Annotated in this window: 17 protein-coding genes; 11 read left to right on the top strand and 6 right to left on the bottom strand. The window is 65.9% G+C overall.

Translation table 11 applies throughout. The features are described from left to right. The first annotated feature begins 130 nt into the window (after positions 1-130). The 6 genes from PKE75_RS14040 (at position 131) to PKE75_RS14015 (ending at position 4,412) form a co-directional block, all read left to right on the top strand. Entirely contained in the window at positions 131-568 is a 438-nt protein-coding gene (locus PKE75_RS14040) for a cupredoxin domain-containing protein (protein ID WP_271169422.1), read from the top strand. An 11-nt stretch (positions 569-579) separates the two neighbouring features. Further along, entirely contained in the window at positions 580-828 is a 249-nt protein-coding gene (locus PKE75_RS14035) for a histidine kinase (protein ID WP_271169365.1), read from the top strand. A gap of 100 nt (positions 829-928) precedes the next feature. After that, the gene (locus tag PKE75_RS14030) at positions 929-2,557 is read left to right on the top strand and encodes a sensor histidine kinase (RefSeq protein ID WP_271169364.1); all 1,629 of its coding nucleotides are present in this window, start codon (positions 929-931) and stop codon (positions 2,555-2,557) included. Continuing rightward, on the top strand, positions 2,557-3,240 hold the full coding sequence (locus PKE75_RS14025) for a response regulator transcription factor (protein WP_271169363.1): 684 nt from the start codon (positions 2,557-2,559) through the stop codon (positions 3,238-3,240). The genes PKE75_RS14030 and PKE75_RS14025 overlap by 1 nt, the downstream gene beginning before the upstream one ends. A 138-nt stretch (positions 3,241-3,378) precedes the next feature. After that, positions 3,379-4,065: a hypothetical protein gene (locus PKE75_RS14020; protein ID WP_271169362.1), complete on the top strand. Its 687-nt coding sequence runs from the start codon at positions 3,379-3,381 to the stop codon at positions 4,063-4,065. Beyond that, positions 4,065-4,412, top strand: coding sequence for a hypothetical protein (locus tag PKE75_RS14015; protein WP_428979144.1), 348 nt, complete (start codon positions 4,065-4,067; stop codon positions 4,410-4,412). Before PKE75_RS14020 ends, PKE75_RS14015 begins: the two co-directional genes overlap by 1 nt. Positions 4,413-4,431: 19 nt before the next feature. Here PKE75_RS14015 and PKE75_RS14010 read toward each other — a convergent pair whose 3' ends face one another. Further along, positions 4,432-5,526 carry an ATP-dependent DNA helicase gene (locus tag PKE75_RS14010; RefSeq protein WP_271169360.1) on the bottom strand — a complete coding sequence of 365 codons (1,095 nt, stop codon included), beginning with the start codon at positions 5,524-5,526 and terminating at the stop codon, positions 4,432-4,434. Between the two features lie 71 nt (positions 5,527-5,597). Continuing rightward, on the bottom strand, positions 5,598-6,377 hold the full coding sequence (otnI, locus tag PKE75_RS14005; RefSeq protein WP_271169359.1) for a 2-oxo-tetronate isomerase: 780 nt from the start codon (positions 6,375-6,377) through the stop codon (positions 5,598-5,600). Positions 6,378-6,722: 345 nt separating this feature from the next. Here otnI and PKE75_RS14000 point away from each other — a divergent pair, with 345 nt between their 5' ends. Beyond that, positions 6,723-7,067, top strand: a complete 345-nt coding sequence (locus PKE75_RS14000) for a hypothetical protein (RefSeq protein WP_271169358.1) — start codon at positions 6,723-6,725, stop codon at positions 7,065-7,067. A 35-nt stretch (positions 7,068-7,102) separates the two neighbouring features. On the opposite strand, the gene PKE75_RS13995 is transcribed toward PKE75_RS14000, so the two are convergent. Beyond that, positions 7,103-7,450 (bottom strand): DUF4186 domain-containing protein, encoded by a 348-nt coding sequence (locus PKE75_RS13995; RefSeq protein WP_271169357.1) that lies wholly within the window; start codon positions 7,448-7,450, stop codon positions 7,103-7,105. Positions 7,451-7,582: 132 nt separating this feature from the next. On the opposite strand from PKE75_RS13995, the gene PKE75_RS17830 reads away from it, so the two are divergent. The 3 genes from PKE75_RS17830 to PKE75_RS13985 all read left to right on the top strand — a co-directional run bounded on the left by PKE75_RS17830 (position 7,583) and on the right by PKE75_RS13985 (position 9,470). Further along, on the top strand, positions 7,583-7,735 hold the full coding sequence (locus PKE75_RS17830) for a VOC family protein (RefSeq protein WP_309298815.1): 153 nt from the start codon (positions 7,583-7,585) through the stop codon (positions 7,733-7,735). A 38-nt stretch (positions 7,736-7,773) separates the two neighbouring features. After that, entirely contained in the window at positions 7,774-8,013 is a 240-nt protein-coding gene (locus tag PKE75_RS17825; protein WP_309298814.1) for a VOC family protein, read from the top strand. A 161-nt stretch (positions 8,014-8,174) separates the two neighbouring features. Beyond that, positions 8,175-9,470 carry an MFS transporter gene (locus PKE75_RS13985; RefSeq protein ID WP_271169356.1) on the top strand — a complete coding sequence of 432 codons (1,296 nt, stop codon included), beginning with the start codon at positions 8,175-8,177 and terminating at the stop codon, positions 9,468-9,470. 84 nt (positions 9,471-9,554) lie between these two features. Here PKE75_RS13985 and PKE75_RS13980 read toward each other — a convergent pair whose 3' ends face one another. Beyond that, a complete protein-coding gene (locus PKE75_RS13980; RefSeq protein ID WP_271169355.1) occupies positions 9,555-10,007 on the bottom strand; it encodes a Ros/MucR family transcriptional regulator in 453 nt (150 codons plus the stop codon). A gap of 457 nt (positions 10,008-10,464) precedes the next feature. After that, positions 10,465-11,370, bottom strand: a complete 906-nt coding sequence (locus PKE75_RS13975; RefSeq protein ID WP_271169354.1) for a PhzF family phenazine biosynthesis protein — start codon at positions 11,368-11,370, stop codon at positions 10,465-10,467. Between the two features lie 121 nt (positions 11,371-11,491). Between PKE75_RS13975 and PKE75_RS13970 the strand changes: the two genes are divergently transcribed. Continuing rightward, a complete protein-coding gene (locus tag PKE75_RS13970) occupies positions 11,492-12,193 on the top strand; it encodes a RibD family protein (protein ID WP_271169353.1) in 702 nt (233 codons plus the stop codon). A gap of 96 nt (positions 12,194-12,289) precedes the next feature. Here the strand turns inward: PKE75_RS13970 and msrA are convergent, their stop codons facing one another. Continuing rightward, a complete protein-coding gene (gene msrA, locus PKE75_RS13965; protein WP_271169352.1) occupies positions 12,290-12,808 on the bottom strand; it encodes a peptide-methionine (S)-S-oxide reductase MsrA in 519 nt (172 codons plus the stop codon). Between the last annotated feature and the right edge of the window lie 65 nt (positions 12,809-12,873).

Genomic DNA, 12,873 nt, shown 5'->3' with positions numbered 1-12,873 from the left:
AACCGGACCGACGGGCCGAAGCCGGGCGAAAGCCCCGTTCGACACGGGACTTAATCCTCATGTCCGGTGGCTTGAGCGAAACACGAGAAGGCCCGCGACAGGGCCTCGCAACGGGAGACGATCGATGCTCATGAGACACGTCGCCACGCTGGGATCTGCGCTTGCGCTGCTGGCGGTCACAGCTTTGACTCCGGCCTCCGCCGTCGACCTCGCGAAGGGCCGCACCACGCTTCCTGATCTCGTGCTGGGCGAGGACAACGGGAACGATTACGCCGTCAGCCAGAAAGACTATGAACTCGAGGCCGGGAAGGCCTACCAGCTCGATATCGTCTCGAACGGCGGCAAGGAATACAAATTCTTTTCCCCCGAATTCTTTCGCAACATCTGGATCAACCAGATCGTGATCGACCATCTCGAGATTCACGGTCCCGGATCGCCGCATCATCTCGAGTGGGACGACAAGGGCGCCATCCGGATCGAGTTCGTGGTGATCCGGCCGGGCGAGTTCAAATGGTGGATCGACGGGCTGGAGTCCAAGGGCATGGCCGGCAAGATCGTGGCGAAGTGAGGCCGACGGCGATGACGAGATCGCTTCTGTTCGCCGCTGCGGTGCTGGCGGTCGGAATCGGCGCCGCGCGCGCCGACGACTCCAAGGACTGTGACGCCGGCATCGCCATGATCAAGACCGAGATGGCGGCGCAACACCCGCCGGCGATCGTCGACGCGCTGAAGACTGCGCTGCGCGTGGCGCAGCGCGAGAAAGGCGAGAAAGAATACGACGAATGCCTCGACGCCGTCGCCGACGCGAAAAAGGCGCTGAAGAAGTGACCGATGCACGCGGGGCCGGCGGGCCCGGCTCCGCGCGCCGCTCGATGGCCCAGTCTGTGGGGTCGTGTCCGGCCTCTCTGGCAGTCCGGAGGTGCGCCAGATGCGCCGTCGTCCGCTTCGTTCCCTGAGGCTGCGGCTCGCGATCCTGGTCGCTGCCGTCGTGCTTACGACCGCCGCCGCTGCGCTCGCCGTGGCGTGGACGTTCTCGCGCGCCGAGGAGCATGTCAGCGAACTGTCTTCGGCGCAGCGCAGACTCGAACTGCTTTCGAGCATATCGAGCCGCGTCGGCGACTATGCGCTGGTCGCGCTTCAGACCACCGAAACGCGTGAGCTGCAGTCCGACCGGCTGTCGCTGCCGCGCAAGAGGGTCCAGGAGAGCTTCGAGAGGCTGAACGACGAAGTCTCCAAGGAGGTGGCGCGTCGCACCGACGAGCAGAGCGCGACCCTGATCGCCGCGCGCAGTCGTGTCTTCGCCTTCATGCGGGCCCGCTTCGAGTTTCTCGACCGTCAGACCATGCAATCGATCAAGGACGCCCGGGCCGGACAGGCCGACGGCGCCGAACGGGTCAAGGTCGCGCTCGACATGTTCGCAAGCGGCTTCAGTCCCGCGCTCGGTCAGGCGATCGAGGAGGAGCGCACCGCCGCGCGTGAGGCCGAAGCGGCGATGGCTGCGCTGCGTGAGCGGCTTACGCCCTTTTCCGTGATTGCGGTTGCAGTCGCGGCGTTGATCGCGCTGCTGCTCTACAGGGCGATCGCGAGCCCGATTCTCTCACAGGTCTCGCAGGTCGCCGGAGCCGCCGCGGACATCGCGCGCGGCCGCACCGACATCCGCCTCGCGGTGAAGGGCCACGACGAGCTCAGCCTGCTGATGACCCGGTTCAACCGGATGGCGCTGTCGCTATCCCGCCGGGAATCGCGGCTGCTCGCGGCCCAGCTGCGGCTGCAGGAGATCGTCGACGCGCGCACCGCCGAGCTCCGCAACGCCAACGAGCGTCTCTCGGACACCGACCGCGCGCGCCGCCGGTTCTTCACGGACGTCAGCCATGAGCTGCGGACGCCGCTCACGGTCATCCTCGGTGAGGTCGACGTGACGCTGCGCGGGAGGCCCGGGATGGAGGATCTGAAATCGGCCCTCGCCACCATCCGCGTCCGCGCCCGCGCGCTGCATCGCCGGGTCGAGGATCTGCTGCGGGTGGCGCGCTCCGAAAGCGGCCAGCTCGAGCTGAACTTCGCGCCGGTGTCGCTCGCCCAGATCGTCGAAACCGTGCGCGAAGGCGCGGCCAGCGCCGCGCAGGCGCGCCAGGTCTCTTTGTCCGTGGAGTCGGCTGACCCCGATATTGTCGCCGAGGCGGACTCCGACTGGCTGCGGCAGGTGATCGAAGGGCTCGTCGCGAACGCGCTGCGGCACTCGCCTGCGGGCGGCGCCATCCGCTTCGGGGTCTGGGCCGAGCCCGACGGACATTGCGCCATCACGGTCGCCGACGACGGCGACGGCATCGCCGAAGTCGACCTGCCACGGGTGTTCGAGCGATTCTACCGCGGCGGGGTCCGGAAGGAGGGGGAGGGCGGCTTCGGCATCGGCCTCGCCCTGGCCCGCTGGATCGTCGAGCGCCACGGCGGCGTGATCGACATCGAAAGCCGCACGGCGGCGCCCGGACGTCGCTCGGGGACCACCGTGACCATAAGACTGCCGGCGCCGTCGCCGCGCCTCGCCATCGGAGCTGGTTGATGACGATCCTCATCGTGGAAGACGACGCCGACATCGGTTCGGTGCTGCGCAGGGGGTTCGCGGCGGAGAGCTACGAGGTCGAGCTGGTGGGCGACGGCGATTCCGCGCTGGTCGCCGCGACGGGCAAGCCGCTCCGCGCGATCATCCTCGACGTCATGCTGCCCGGCCGCTCGGGGATCGACGTCTGCAAAGCGCTCAGGGCCGCCGGCCAGACCGCGCCGATCATCATGCTTTCGGCCAAGTCGAGCGTGACCGACCGCACGGAAGGCCTGCTCGCCGGCGCCGACGACTATCTCGTCAAGCCGTTCGACTTCGAGGAGTTGCTCGCGCGCGTCCGCGTTCAAGAACTGCGGCGGGAGAACAGCGAAGTCGATCAGCGCCACCTCGTCGTATCGCCGCTCGACCTCGACCTCGAGACCCGCACGGTCTCGACCGTCGACGGATCGACCCGCCTGACCGAGCGGGAGGTCGACCTGCTGGCGCTTCTGATGCGCCACGCCGGCGAGCCGCTCAGCCGCGCGGAAATCTTCGCCGCGCTATGGGCGGGCCATGGTGGGGCGTCGCTCAACGTCGTCGACGTCTATATCGGTTATCTCCGGCACAAGCTCGGGGAGGCGCTCGCGGATGGAGGCCGGCTGATCGTCACCGTCCGCGGCAGGGGCTTCATGTTCGCGCCAAGGTGAGCGCCGCGCGCGCGCGGCCATCTTGGCGACGCATACTCGTTGGATGCATAATAACAATCTGAGAAGGGGTCGTCTTCCCGCCGTCGCAAGCCCGGCCAGGAGAGCAAGAGCCCCGCTTCGTCGAGGAAGGCGTTCGTCATGTCCCAAATCCATCTCCGCTTGCGCGGAGCCGCCGTCGCGGCTTGCCTCGCTCTGACGCTGTCTCCAGCGAGCGCGGCGCCGACGGCGGTCGATCTGATCTTCGAGGCGCCTTATCTCTCGAAGGCCGCGGACGGGTCGACGATCTCGTATCGCTTTGTGCGGAAGACCGATGAGAAGGATCTGCAGCCGTCGTTCGAGGACGACGTGACGATCAATGTCGGCCCGACCGGGGCGGAGAAGACCGTCACGATCGACATGTTCACCGGCGCCCGTGCGATCTCGATGGCGAACATGGCGCGCAGCGGCAATCCGGTCGTGATCGCCGTGCTCGAGCAGGACGTGAGGGAGATGCAGAAGGTGCTTGGAGGCAGTCCCTATTACATCCGCAACCGGATCATGGACGCCATGCGGAACGACCGCTCGGCCGAGCCGGTGAAGCTCGACTACGACGGCCGCACCGTCGATGGCTGGAAGATCAAGCTGTCGCCGTTCGCCGGCGACCAGCATCGCGCGCAGCTGAAGGATTTTGCGGATCGCACCTACGAGCTGACTTTCGCTGACGATGTTCCGGGCGGCCTTTACGCGCTGAAGTCCGTCACTCCGAAGAAGGACGGCGGGGAGCTGTTGGTCGAGGAGCTGACGCTGAAAGACTCGCCGGGGACCCTCGGAGCATCCAAGCCGTGATGGGAAGGCTGACGCTCGTCTCCCTCGCGATACTGCTGACGGCCGCAGGCGCGTCGGCGGCCGACGTCGCCGACGATTACTCGACGGTCGATAAGTCGGACTATGTGTTCGGCTGCATGGCCGCCAACGGGCAGACGCGCGAGGCGCTGGAGCGCTGCTCCTGCTCGATCGACACCATCGCCGCCATCCTGCCCTACGCTGACTATGAAGAGGCAGAGACGGTGCTGCGGATGAACAAGGTCGCGGGCCAGTCGTCCGAATTGTTCCGCTCGAGCCCCGAGCTCAGGGACAAGGTGGCGAACCTGCGCCGCGCGCAGGCCGAGGCCGACGTGAAGTGCTTTCCTTGAGCTGCGTCGCGTGACGACCCTAGCGCACGACCGTGACGCGTTTGGCGGCCCGGGTGAGCCCGGTGTAGAGCCAGCGCGCGCGGTGCTCGCGGAAAGCGTAGCTTTCGTCGAACAGAACCACGTCGTCCCACTGCGATCCCTGGGCCTTGTGGACGGTGAGCGCGTAGCCGTAGTCGAATTCGTCGGATCGCCTGCGCTGCGCGAAGGGAATCTGCTCCGGATCGCCCTCGAAGAAGGCCTTCAGAACGCTGATCGAGACCGAGCGGCGGGCGCTTTCGTCCTCCGGCAGGACATCCATCTTCACGCGTGTGGCGTCCGCGGTCTTCAGCCGCTGCACGGTCCAGGTGCCGCCGTTGAACAGGCCCTTGGCCTTGTCGTTGCGCAGGCACACCAGCTTGTCGCCGACGGCCGGCATCGGGTCGATCAGGCCCTTGAGCTCGCGCAGCCGCCTGTTGTAGAGCCGCCGCGTTCGGTTCGTGCCGACCAGCACCTGGTCCGCCCCGGTCACGTCGGCGGCGACGATCTCGCGCTTGGTGATCACCCGGCTCTCGCCATAGGCGCCCTGGTCGAGCTCCCGACCCTCGCGGACTGCGAGCGACATGCGGATGATCGGATCGTCGACCGCCTGGCGGTGAACTTCGGTCAGCATCGCGTCCGGCTCGGCGTCGGTGAAGAAGCCGCCGCCCTTCACCGGCGGCAGCTGCGCGGGATCGCCCAGCACCAGCACCTTCTTGCCGAATGACAGCAGGTCGCGACCGAGCTCCTCATCCACCATCGAGCATTCGTCGATGACGATCAGATCGGCCTTCGAAGCCGAGCCGTCGCGGTGGATCGCAAAGGAGGGACCGTCTTCGTCGCCGCCGCCACGCGGCCGATAGATCATCGCGTGGATAGTGGTCGCATCGGTGCAGCCCTTGCCGCGCATCACGAGCGCGGCCTTGCCGGTGTAGGCGCCGAACGCCACGTCGCCGTCGAGGTCTTCCGCGAGATGGCGGGCGAGCGTCGTCTTGCCCGTTCCGGCGTAGCCGAACAGGCGGAAGATTTGGGCCCGCGGCTGCTTCAGCCAGTCGGAGACGGCTGCAAGCGCCGCGTCCTGCTGCGGCGACCAGCGCATGAGGACCGTCCGACGACGAGTGGAGGGAGCCTTCTAGCGCGAGTCGGCGGGAGATGTGAGCGCCGGTGGGCTCAGCCGCGGTTCCGATAGAGCGCGAACCAGCCGAGGCCTTCCTCGGTCGAGCCGACCGGGCGATATTCGCAGCCGACGAACCCGCTATAGCCAAGCCGGTCGAGCGCGTCGAAAATCGCAGTGTCGTTCAACTCTCCGGTGTTCGGTTCGCCGCGTCGGGGCACGGACGCGATCTGAACGTGGCCGATGATCGGCGCCAGTGTCTGCAGCCCCGTGAGCACATCGCCGTGCATGATCTGCCGGTGATAGACGTCGAACTGGAGCTTCAGGTTCGGGAGCGCGAGCTCTGCGATCAGATCGGCGGCGCGGTTGAAGTCTGCGAGATGGTAGCCCGGCATGTCGCGCCCGTTCAGAGGCTCGATCAGCACATCGAGATCTGCGTCGCCCGCTCGGTCGCAGGCGAAGCGCAGGGACTCGCGATAGGCGTTCGACGCCGCCCTGTCGTCGGGCGGGGCGATTCCCGCCATAACGTGCAGTTTTGTCGCGCCGATCGCCCGGGCGTAGGTGACCGCATGTTCGACGCTCGACCGGAATTCGACTGAACGGGCGGGGAGGCACGCCAGGCCGCGGTCGCCCGCCGCCCAATCGCCTGGCGGCGCATTGAACAGCGCAAGCGTCAGCTGGTTCTCGCGAAGCCGGTCCGCGATCGTCTCCGGCGGGTGCTCATAGGGGAAGAGAAACTCAACGGCCCCAAACCCCGCCTCAGCCGCGGCGGCGAAGCGGTCGAGGAACGGGCGTTCGCCGAACATCAGCGTCAGATTGGCTGCAAAGCGAGGCATGGCCGTCAATAGCGCAATGACGCCGGAAAGTCCTGCCCGCACCGACCATCGGGCATGAAGAGATAATAGTCCTAGAAGATTGCGTGATAAAAAACCTAAATCGGGGATAATTCCTTGCAGATAGCATGCGTCCGTTAAAGCGGACGGCGAGCGCGGCGTCCCTCGGGGGGCTCGATCACGGCTTCGTCAGTAAAAAGCGAGCCGATATCACAAGATCATAGAGCCCGTTGCGGTCGACGCGCGCCCTTCCAAGTCAATTGTCGTGCCCCGTTGCGGCCGGAAGGCCGGCGCTACACGAGCGGCATCGATAAAACTGTTGAGAAACGCTTGCGAGGAGAGGTTGGGATGAGGACGAAAGACTTTGCCGGACTTACCGCGGCGGGAGTCGCTTTGGCGTTGCTGTCGGCGGCGCCCGCCCTTGCGGTCACCGTTACGAACCAGAGCGACAAGACTCATGAAGTCGTGGTCGACCACGGCGTCGACGAGCCGAAGACCAAGATCGAGGCCGGGAAGTCCATGAAACTCGACTGTCCCAATGGCTGCGAGCTCCGCCTTACAACCAGCGGCTACGGTCTGTCCGCCGTAACCGGCGACAAAGCGGTGATCGGGAAGGACGGGCTGCTAGCCTACCAGTCCCAGGCGGTGAAGTCCGACAAGGCCGGGGACGGCGGCAAGACCATGGTCGACTGACTGACCCGATGGGGGGCGGCGGCGCGAGCAGGGGATCAGTTCTCCCGCTCCGCCGGCGGCGGGCGTTGCTGGCTTTCGAGCCAGCGCATGATGGCCGCGACAATCCGCTTCTGCTCAAAGTCCTCCAGCGGCCGCCCCGGCTGCAGCCCGTGCCATTTGGCGAGGCATCCCCGGCAGCAGGTCGCCGTCGCGTGCTGGGCTATGAAGACGGGATGCCCGCGGAATGGCGTCTGCTTTCCGTCGTTTCGGGGCTTGGAAGGGGCCAAGCGGCGGGCGACGAAATCCGCCGCATGGTCGGAGACGGTCGACCTCCCTTTCTTCGCCAGATAGTCGCGCTCGCCCGGGCCAAGCCTGAACCGGCTGCGGAAGGGCGAAGCGGCCAACCGTTCGAAAAGGCGGTCTATCTCGTCCAGATTCGGGCTTCGATGGTCCGCTGTCCGCAATTTCTCATTCCCGATATCGGTTTCGGCGCTTCGATATTGCCCTTGAACGAAGCGAAGGGGAGGAGCCCGCAGATGTCAAAACCGATCTTCGTCAATCTGCCCGTCAGCGATCTCGCGCGGTCGACCGCCTTCTACGAGGCCCTCGGCGCGCAAGAACGAGCGGTTCTGCGACGACACAGCCGTTCCTGCATGGTGTTCTCGGACACCATCCACGCCAGCTCCTGACGCACGAAACGTTCCGCCAGTTCACGACGAAGGCGATCGTGGACGCGAAGACGACGGCGCAGGCGCTGATCTGTGTGTCCGAGGACAGCCGCGAGGCGGTCGACACGACGGTCGACAGGGCCGGCGCCGCCGGCGGCGTGGCCGATCCCTCGCCGATCCAGGATTTCGGCTTCATATACGCCCGAAGCGATGAGGATCCCGACGCCCATATCCGGGAGGTGATTTGGATGGACCCGACGGCGATCAACGCGGACGTTGCATCGCCGGCGCAAAACTGAAGGCGCGAGCCGAGGTCCGATTGGGCTTCGCCTCCGGGGCGGTCACGATAAGTTGTCAGTTGACCTGAAGTGGTGTCATCTTTGTCGTCCCCGATCGGCATGCTGCAGTGCAATATAAGTGCTCGGCGCGTCGATAGTTCCGCGTAAACTGGATCGACGATATGGATGCCACGACTTCCGGCCCTACCGACGCTAAGTCCCGCGTCAAAGCGATATTCATCGGATCTATAGGTAATCTCGTCGAGTGGTACGACTTCTACGCCTACACGGCGTTCGCACTGTATTTCGCGCCGGCGTTCTTCCCCAATAGCGATCCGGTCGTCCAGCAGCTGAACGCAGCCACGCTGTTCGCCGCCGGCTTCATCGTCAGGCCGCTCGGCGGCTGGCTGTTCGGCTATATCGCCGACCGTTACGGCCGGCGGCTATCGCTCATGATCTCAGTGCTGATGATGTGCTGCGGCTCTCTGATCATCGCCTGCACGCCAACTTACGCCACGATCGGCTTCGTGGCGCCCGTGATGCTCGCGATCGCCCGCATCGTGGAAGGCCTCAGCCTCGGCGGCGAGTACGGCGCCAGCGCGACCTATCTCAGCGAAATCGCGACGCCCGAGCGGCGGGGCTTCTACTCGAGCTTCCAGTACGTCACGCTGATTGGCGGCCAGCTCACCGCGATCTTTGTGCTGTTGCTGCTCCAGACGGTGTTCCTCACTCACGAGCAGCTCGTCGACTGGGGGTGGCGCATCCCATTCGCGATCGGCGCGGTGCTGGCGATTGTCGCGATGCTCATGCGTCGCAACATGTACGAGACCGAAGCGTTCCTCGAGGCGAAAAAGGTGCAGACGTCGAGGGACACATCGCTGCGCGGCCTGCTCAAATATCCGCGTGAGATCATGATCGTGATCGGGCTGACCGCGGGAGGCACGGCGGCGTTCTACACCTTCACGACCTACATGCAGACCTTTGTGCGGCAGACGGTCGGGCTGTCGCCGATAACCACGACCTATGTCATCGCGGCCTCACTGATCTTCGCCTCGGTGCTCCAGCCCGTCTACGGGGCTCTGTCGGACCGGATCGGGCGCAAGCCGTTGCTGATCTTCTTCGGCGTCGCGGGCACGCTGCTGACGGTTCCGATCCTGACGCTGCTCGCCCAGACCAAGTCGCCCTTCGTCGCCTTTCTGCTGATCTCCGGCGCCTGGGTGTTCACAGCGGGCTACACCTCGATCAACGCGGTCGTAAAAGCGGAGCTCTTTCCGACCTCGATACGCGCCACCGGCGTCGCCTTGCCATATGCGCTGACGGTGTCGATCTTCGGCGGAACGGCGCCTGCCATCGCGCTCTGGTTCAAGAGCCAGGGCCACGAGCAATGGTTCTACTACTATCTTTCGGGCGTGATCTTCCTGTCGCTGCTGGTCTACGCCCGCATGCGCGACACAAAGCGCGTGTCAGCGATGGACTGAACGAACCAGATCCGCGGCTCTGCGGCCAAACAATAAAAAAAGCCCGGCTCGACGCCGGGCTTTTTTCCTGGAGCGAAGCCTTAATCAGGCGGCGGCTTTGCGGCCGCGCTTCGCAGGCGTCGGAGCGGCGACCGCCGCCTTGGCGCGCTGCTGGCCGAGGCCCATCTTCTTGGCGAGTTCCGAGCGCGCGGAAGCATAGTTCGGCGCGACCATCGGATAGTCGGCGGCGAGGCCCCACTTGGCGCGGTAATCTTCCGGCGTCATGTCGTAGGCGGTGCGCAGATGACGCTTGAGCGACTTGAACTTCTTGCCGTCTTCCAGGCAGATGATGAAGTCGGGCGTCACCGACTTCTTCAGCGGCACAGCCGGCTTCAATTCTTCGACAGGCGCTTCGACCTTGCCCGTAGCCACCCCGGTCAGAGCGGCGTGCACCGACTGGATGAGCGCCGGAAGATCGCCAGTCGCTACCGAATTGTTGCTGACATAAGCGCTTACAACGTCGGCGGTGAGGGCGACGTGATCGATCTCTTCGTTCATTTTTGATTCTCTCAATTAGGCTGTAAAATACAGGTGATGCGTTTCGACGAAAAATGCAAGATGTTATTTGTACATCTTCGTCGCAGCCGCATGGAATCGGTGGAGATTAGCCGCCGCCGCAGGGCGCCGTCAGCGAGCCGCCAGTAGTTGCGCTGACAACCGAGGCGCGAATACGGGGCGCTCGGGCGACACCGGTGGTCGAGGGCGCTCAAGGTAAATGCCCGCGCGTCCCACGACGCCAGAACAGGTGAGGACCTAAGGTTCGAGACCTTTACGGGGGACGTATTCACGGCAAAACTAAGCCGTCTGCATCAGACGAGGCGTTTCGTCACAGCGCGCCCGTCGGATTTGACGTCACATCGCGCCGTCGACGACTTCGGTAGCCTTGCATAAGACGCGCCGCCGCGGCCGTGCCCGGCGGGCGAACATCCTTCCGGGCGGCGCGACCCGTCGAACGCTATGGCAGGAACAGCGATCCTTCGGCGACGACCACCGCCGCGCCGCCGATCGTGGCGGAGGTTAGCGCCCCGCTGGAGACGGTCAGCTCGAGCTCCACGACGCTCGGCCGACCCATCTCGTAACCTTGGCCGATCCGCAGAGCGTGCTCGCCGTCGCCTGGCCGCTCGAACGCCATTATGGCGCCGGCGAAGGCTGCGACTGCGGACCCCGTCGCCGGATCCTCCCCCATACTGGGCTCAAGCATCCGCGCCCGGAAGGTGAGGGAGGAATCGCCGGTCTCGCGCGTATAGATGAAAGCGCCGAGATCGCCGGCGGCCGCGAACGTCTCCGCCCAGCGGAGCTCATCCGCCTTCACGTGGCTGAGCGCGTCGAGGCTGCGCACGGGGACGCAGCAGAACTGATTGCCCGCAGTGAACCGGGAGATCTCGTGACAATCGATTCCGATGTCGGCGGCGTCGAGCCCGAGCGCCGTCGCCACGGCTAAGACGTCCGGCGGGGGCCCCGCGGGCTCCGGCAATCTGGGCAGCGTGAACGTCGCGACGCCCGAGCGTTTGCCCGTCGCCCGGGTCCGGCATGCGACAGCCCCGACCGCCTCTTCGACCTCGAACGCGCTCTCGCGTCCCTTGCCAGCCACCGCGTCCATCAGGCCGAGCAGCACTGCAGTTCCGACCGTCGGATGTCCGGCGAAGGGCAACTCCTTCGACGGCATGAAAATCCTCAGCCGGGCTTTTGCGCGCTCGTTCTCGGCCGGAAGCAGGAATACGGTTTCCGACACGTTGAACTCGCGGGCTATGCTCTGCATGCCCGCGGTGTCGAGCCCCGAGGCGTCGAGCACCACGGCGAGCGGATTCCCGGCGAGGGGGCGGTCGGTGAAGACGTCGAGAACGACATAGAGACGTGACATTCGGGCGGGGTAGCACGAGCGGGCCAGGAGCCGCTACCGGGCTCGCCTTGGGGACGGTCGCGCGCTAGCTCCGCGCCTGAGCCGCCTTCATCCTCCGGCGGCCCTCGAACGGAGTCGCCCGGTGAAGCCCCAAATCATCTGCCTCATGCTGTCCTCAATCGACGGGCGGCTCGGTTCAGGCCGCTCCGGCGAGGGGGCTGCGGCCGAAATCAAGGCGCGGGGCGCGGCCTTCGAGGCGGCGCATGACGAGCTCGCCGGCGATGGCTGGATCATAGGCCGCGTCACCGGCGCAGAGATGTCGAAGGCGAAGCCCCATCCGCCTGCGACGTTCGACACGCCACTACCGCCCCACAACTTCGCGAAGCGCGACGCCGACGGCTACGCCGTGATCGTCGATCCCGCAGGAAAGCTGCACTTCGACAAGGCCGATATCGGCGGCGAGCACGTCGTCGTGCTGCTAGCCTCCGGGGTCTCCGACAGCCACCTCGCGGAGCTTGCGGCTGACGGCGTGTCCTATGTCGTGTCGAACGGCCCGGAAATCGACTTGGGCGCCGCTCTCGAGGTTCTGGCGGAGGAGCTCGGCGTCAGGAAGCTGCTGCTTGAGGGCGGCGGCGGCGTGAACGGCGCCTTTCTGAAGGCGGGCCTCGTCGACGAGGTGGTCGTGCTGATCTGGCCCTCGATCAACGGCATAACGGGCGAGCGCGCGATCTTCGAGGCGGGCGAGGATGGGCTTGCGAACCGCCTCGAACTGATCCTCGCCTCATGCGAGGCGAAGGGCGGCGTGGTGCGGCTGCGGTATGCGGTGAAGACGCGCGAGAGGTGACCGAGAGCGGGCGCCGGCGGCAGGCCTCGTCCGCATGGTCGAGCGTATCGCAGCGCCCCGGCGCGTGACGCCCGGACGCCGCGCTAATTCGGTTCTTCAGCTTGCGCGTCGCGCCTCTTCGCGGCTCGGGAGCCGCCAGTTCGGGCGGATGAAGTGGCAGGTGTAGCCGTCCGGGATTCGCTCGAGATAATCCTGGTGCTCGGGCTCAGCCTCCCAAAAGGGGCCCGCCGCGGCGACCTCGGTCACCACCTTGCCCGGCCACAGGCCGGAGGCGTTCACGTCGGCGATCGTCTCCTCGGCGACGCGCTTCTGCTCGTCGTCGAGATAGAAGATCGCGGAACGGTAGCTCAGGCCGCGGTCGTTGCCTTGGCGGTTCGGCGTGGTCGGATCGTGGATCTGGAAGAAGAACTCGAGCATCCGGCGGAAGCTGGTGACGTTCGGATCGAAGGTGATCTCGATCGCCTCGGCGTGCGTGCCGTGATTGCGGTAGGTGGCGTTCGGCACGTCGCCGCCGGTGTAGCCGACGCGGGTGGAGAGCACGCCGGGCTGCCTGCGGATCAGGTCCTGCATCCCCCAGAAACACCCGCCGGCCAGGATCGCGCGTTCGGTGGTCATCGCCGTCTCCCTGTGTTCGTCTGAGACGGGAATATCGGGATGCGCCGGAGCCTTTTCAAAGGCGG

The sequence above is a fragment of the Hansschlegelia plantiphila genome (assembly GCF_027922265.1).
Taxonomy (GTDB): domain Bacteria; phylum Pseudomonadota; class Alphaproteobacteria; order Rhizobiales; family Methylopilaceae; genus Methylopila; species Methylopila plantiphila.
This window is presented reverse-complemented; position numbering and strand designations above follow the sequence as displayed.

Excerpts from the sequence above, each read along its gene's own strand:
- PKE75_RS14040 (WP_271169422.1), top strand. The coding sequence starts at position 131 with ATGAGACACGTCGCCACGCTGGGATCTGCGCTTGCGCTGCTGGCGGTC.
- PKE75_RS14035 (WP_271169365.1), top strand. The coding sequence starts at position 580 with ATGACGAGATCGCTTCTGTTCGCCGCTGCGGTGCTGGCGGTCGGAATC.
- PKE75_RS14030 (WP_271169364.1), top strand. The coding sequence starts at position 929 with ATGCGCCGTCGTCCGCTTCGTTCCCTGAGGCTGCGGCTCGCGATCCTG.
- PKE75_RS14025 (WP_271169363.1), top strand. The coding sequence starts at position 2,557 with ATGACGATCCTCATCGTGGAAGACGACGCCGACATCGGTTCGGTGCTG.
- PKE75_RS14020 (WP_271169362.1), top strand. The coding sequence starts at position 3,379 with ATGTCCCAAATCCATCTCCGCTTGCGCGGAGCCGCCGTCGCGGCTTGC.
- PKE75_RS14015 (WP_428979144.1), top strand. The coding sequence starts at position 4,065 with ATGGGAAGGCTGACGCTCGTCTCCCTCGCGATACTGCTGACGGCCGCA.
- PKE75_RS14010 (WP_271169360.1), bottom strand. The coding sequence starts at position 5,526 with ATGCGCTGGTCGCCGCAGCAGGACGCGGCGCTTGCAGCCGTCTCCGAC.
- otnI (WP_271169359.1), bottom strand. The coding sequence starts at position 6,377 with ATGCCTCGCTTTGCAGCCAATCTGACGCTGATGTTCGGCGAACGCCCG.
- PKE75_RS14000 (WP_271169358.1), top strand. The coding sequence starts at position 6,723 with ATGAGGACGAAAGACTTTGCCGGACTTACCGCGGCGGGAGTCGCTTTG.
- PKE75_RS17830 (WP_309298815.1), top strand. The coding sequence starts at position 7,583 with ATGTCAAAACCGATCTTCGTCAATCTGCCCGTCAGCGATCTCGCGCGG.
- PKE75_RS13985 (WP_271169356.1), top strand. The coding sequence starts at position 8,175 with ATGGATGCCACGACTTCCGGCCCTACCGACGCTAAGTCCCGCGTCAAA.
- PKE75_RS13980 (WP_271169355.1), bottom strand. The coding sequence starts at position 10,007 with ATGAACGAAGAGATCGATCACGTCGCCCTCACCGCCGACGTTGTAAGC.
- PKE75_RS13975 (WP_271169354.1), bottom strand. The coding sequence starts at position 11,370 with ATGTCACGTCTCTATGTCGTTCTCGACGTCTTCACCGACCGCCCCCTC.
- msrA (WP_271169352.1), bottom strand. The coding sequence starts at position 12,808 with ATGACCACCGAACGCGCGATCCTGGCCGGCGGGTGTTTCTGGGGGATG.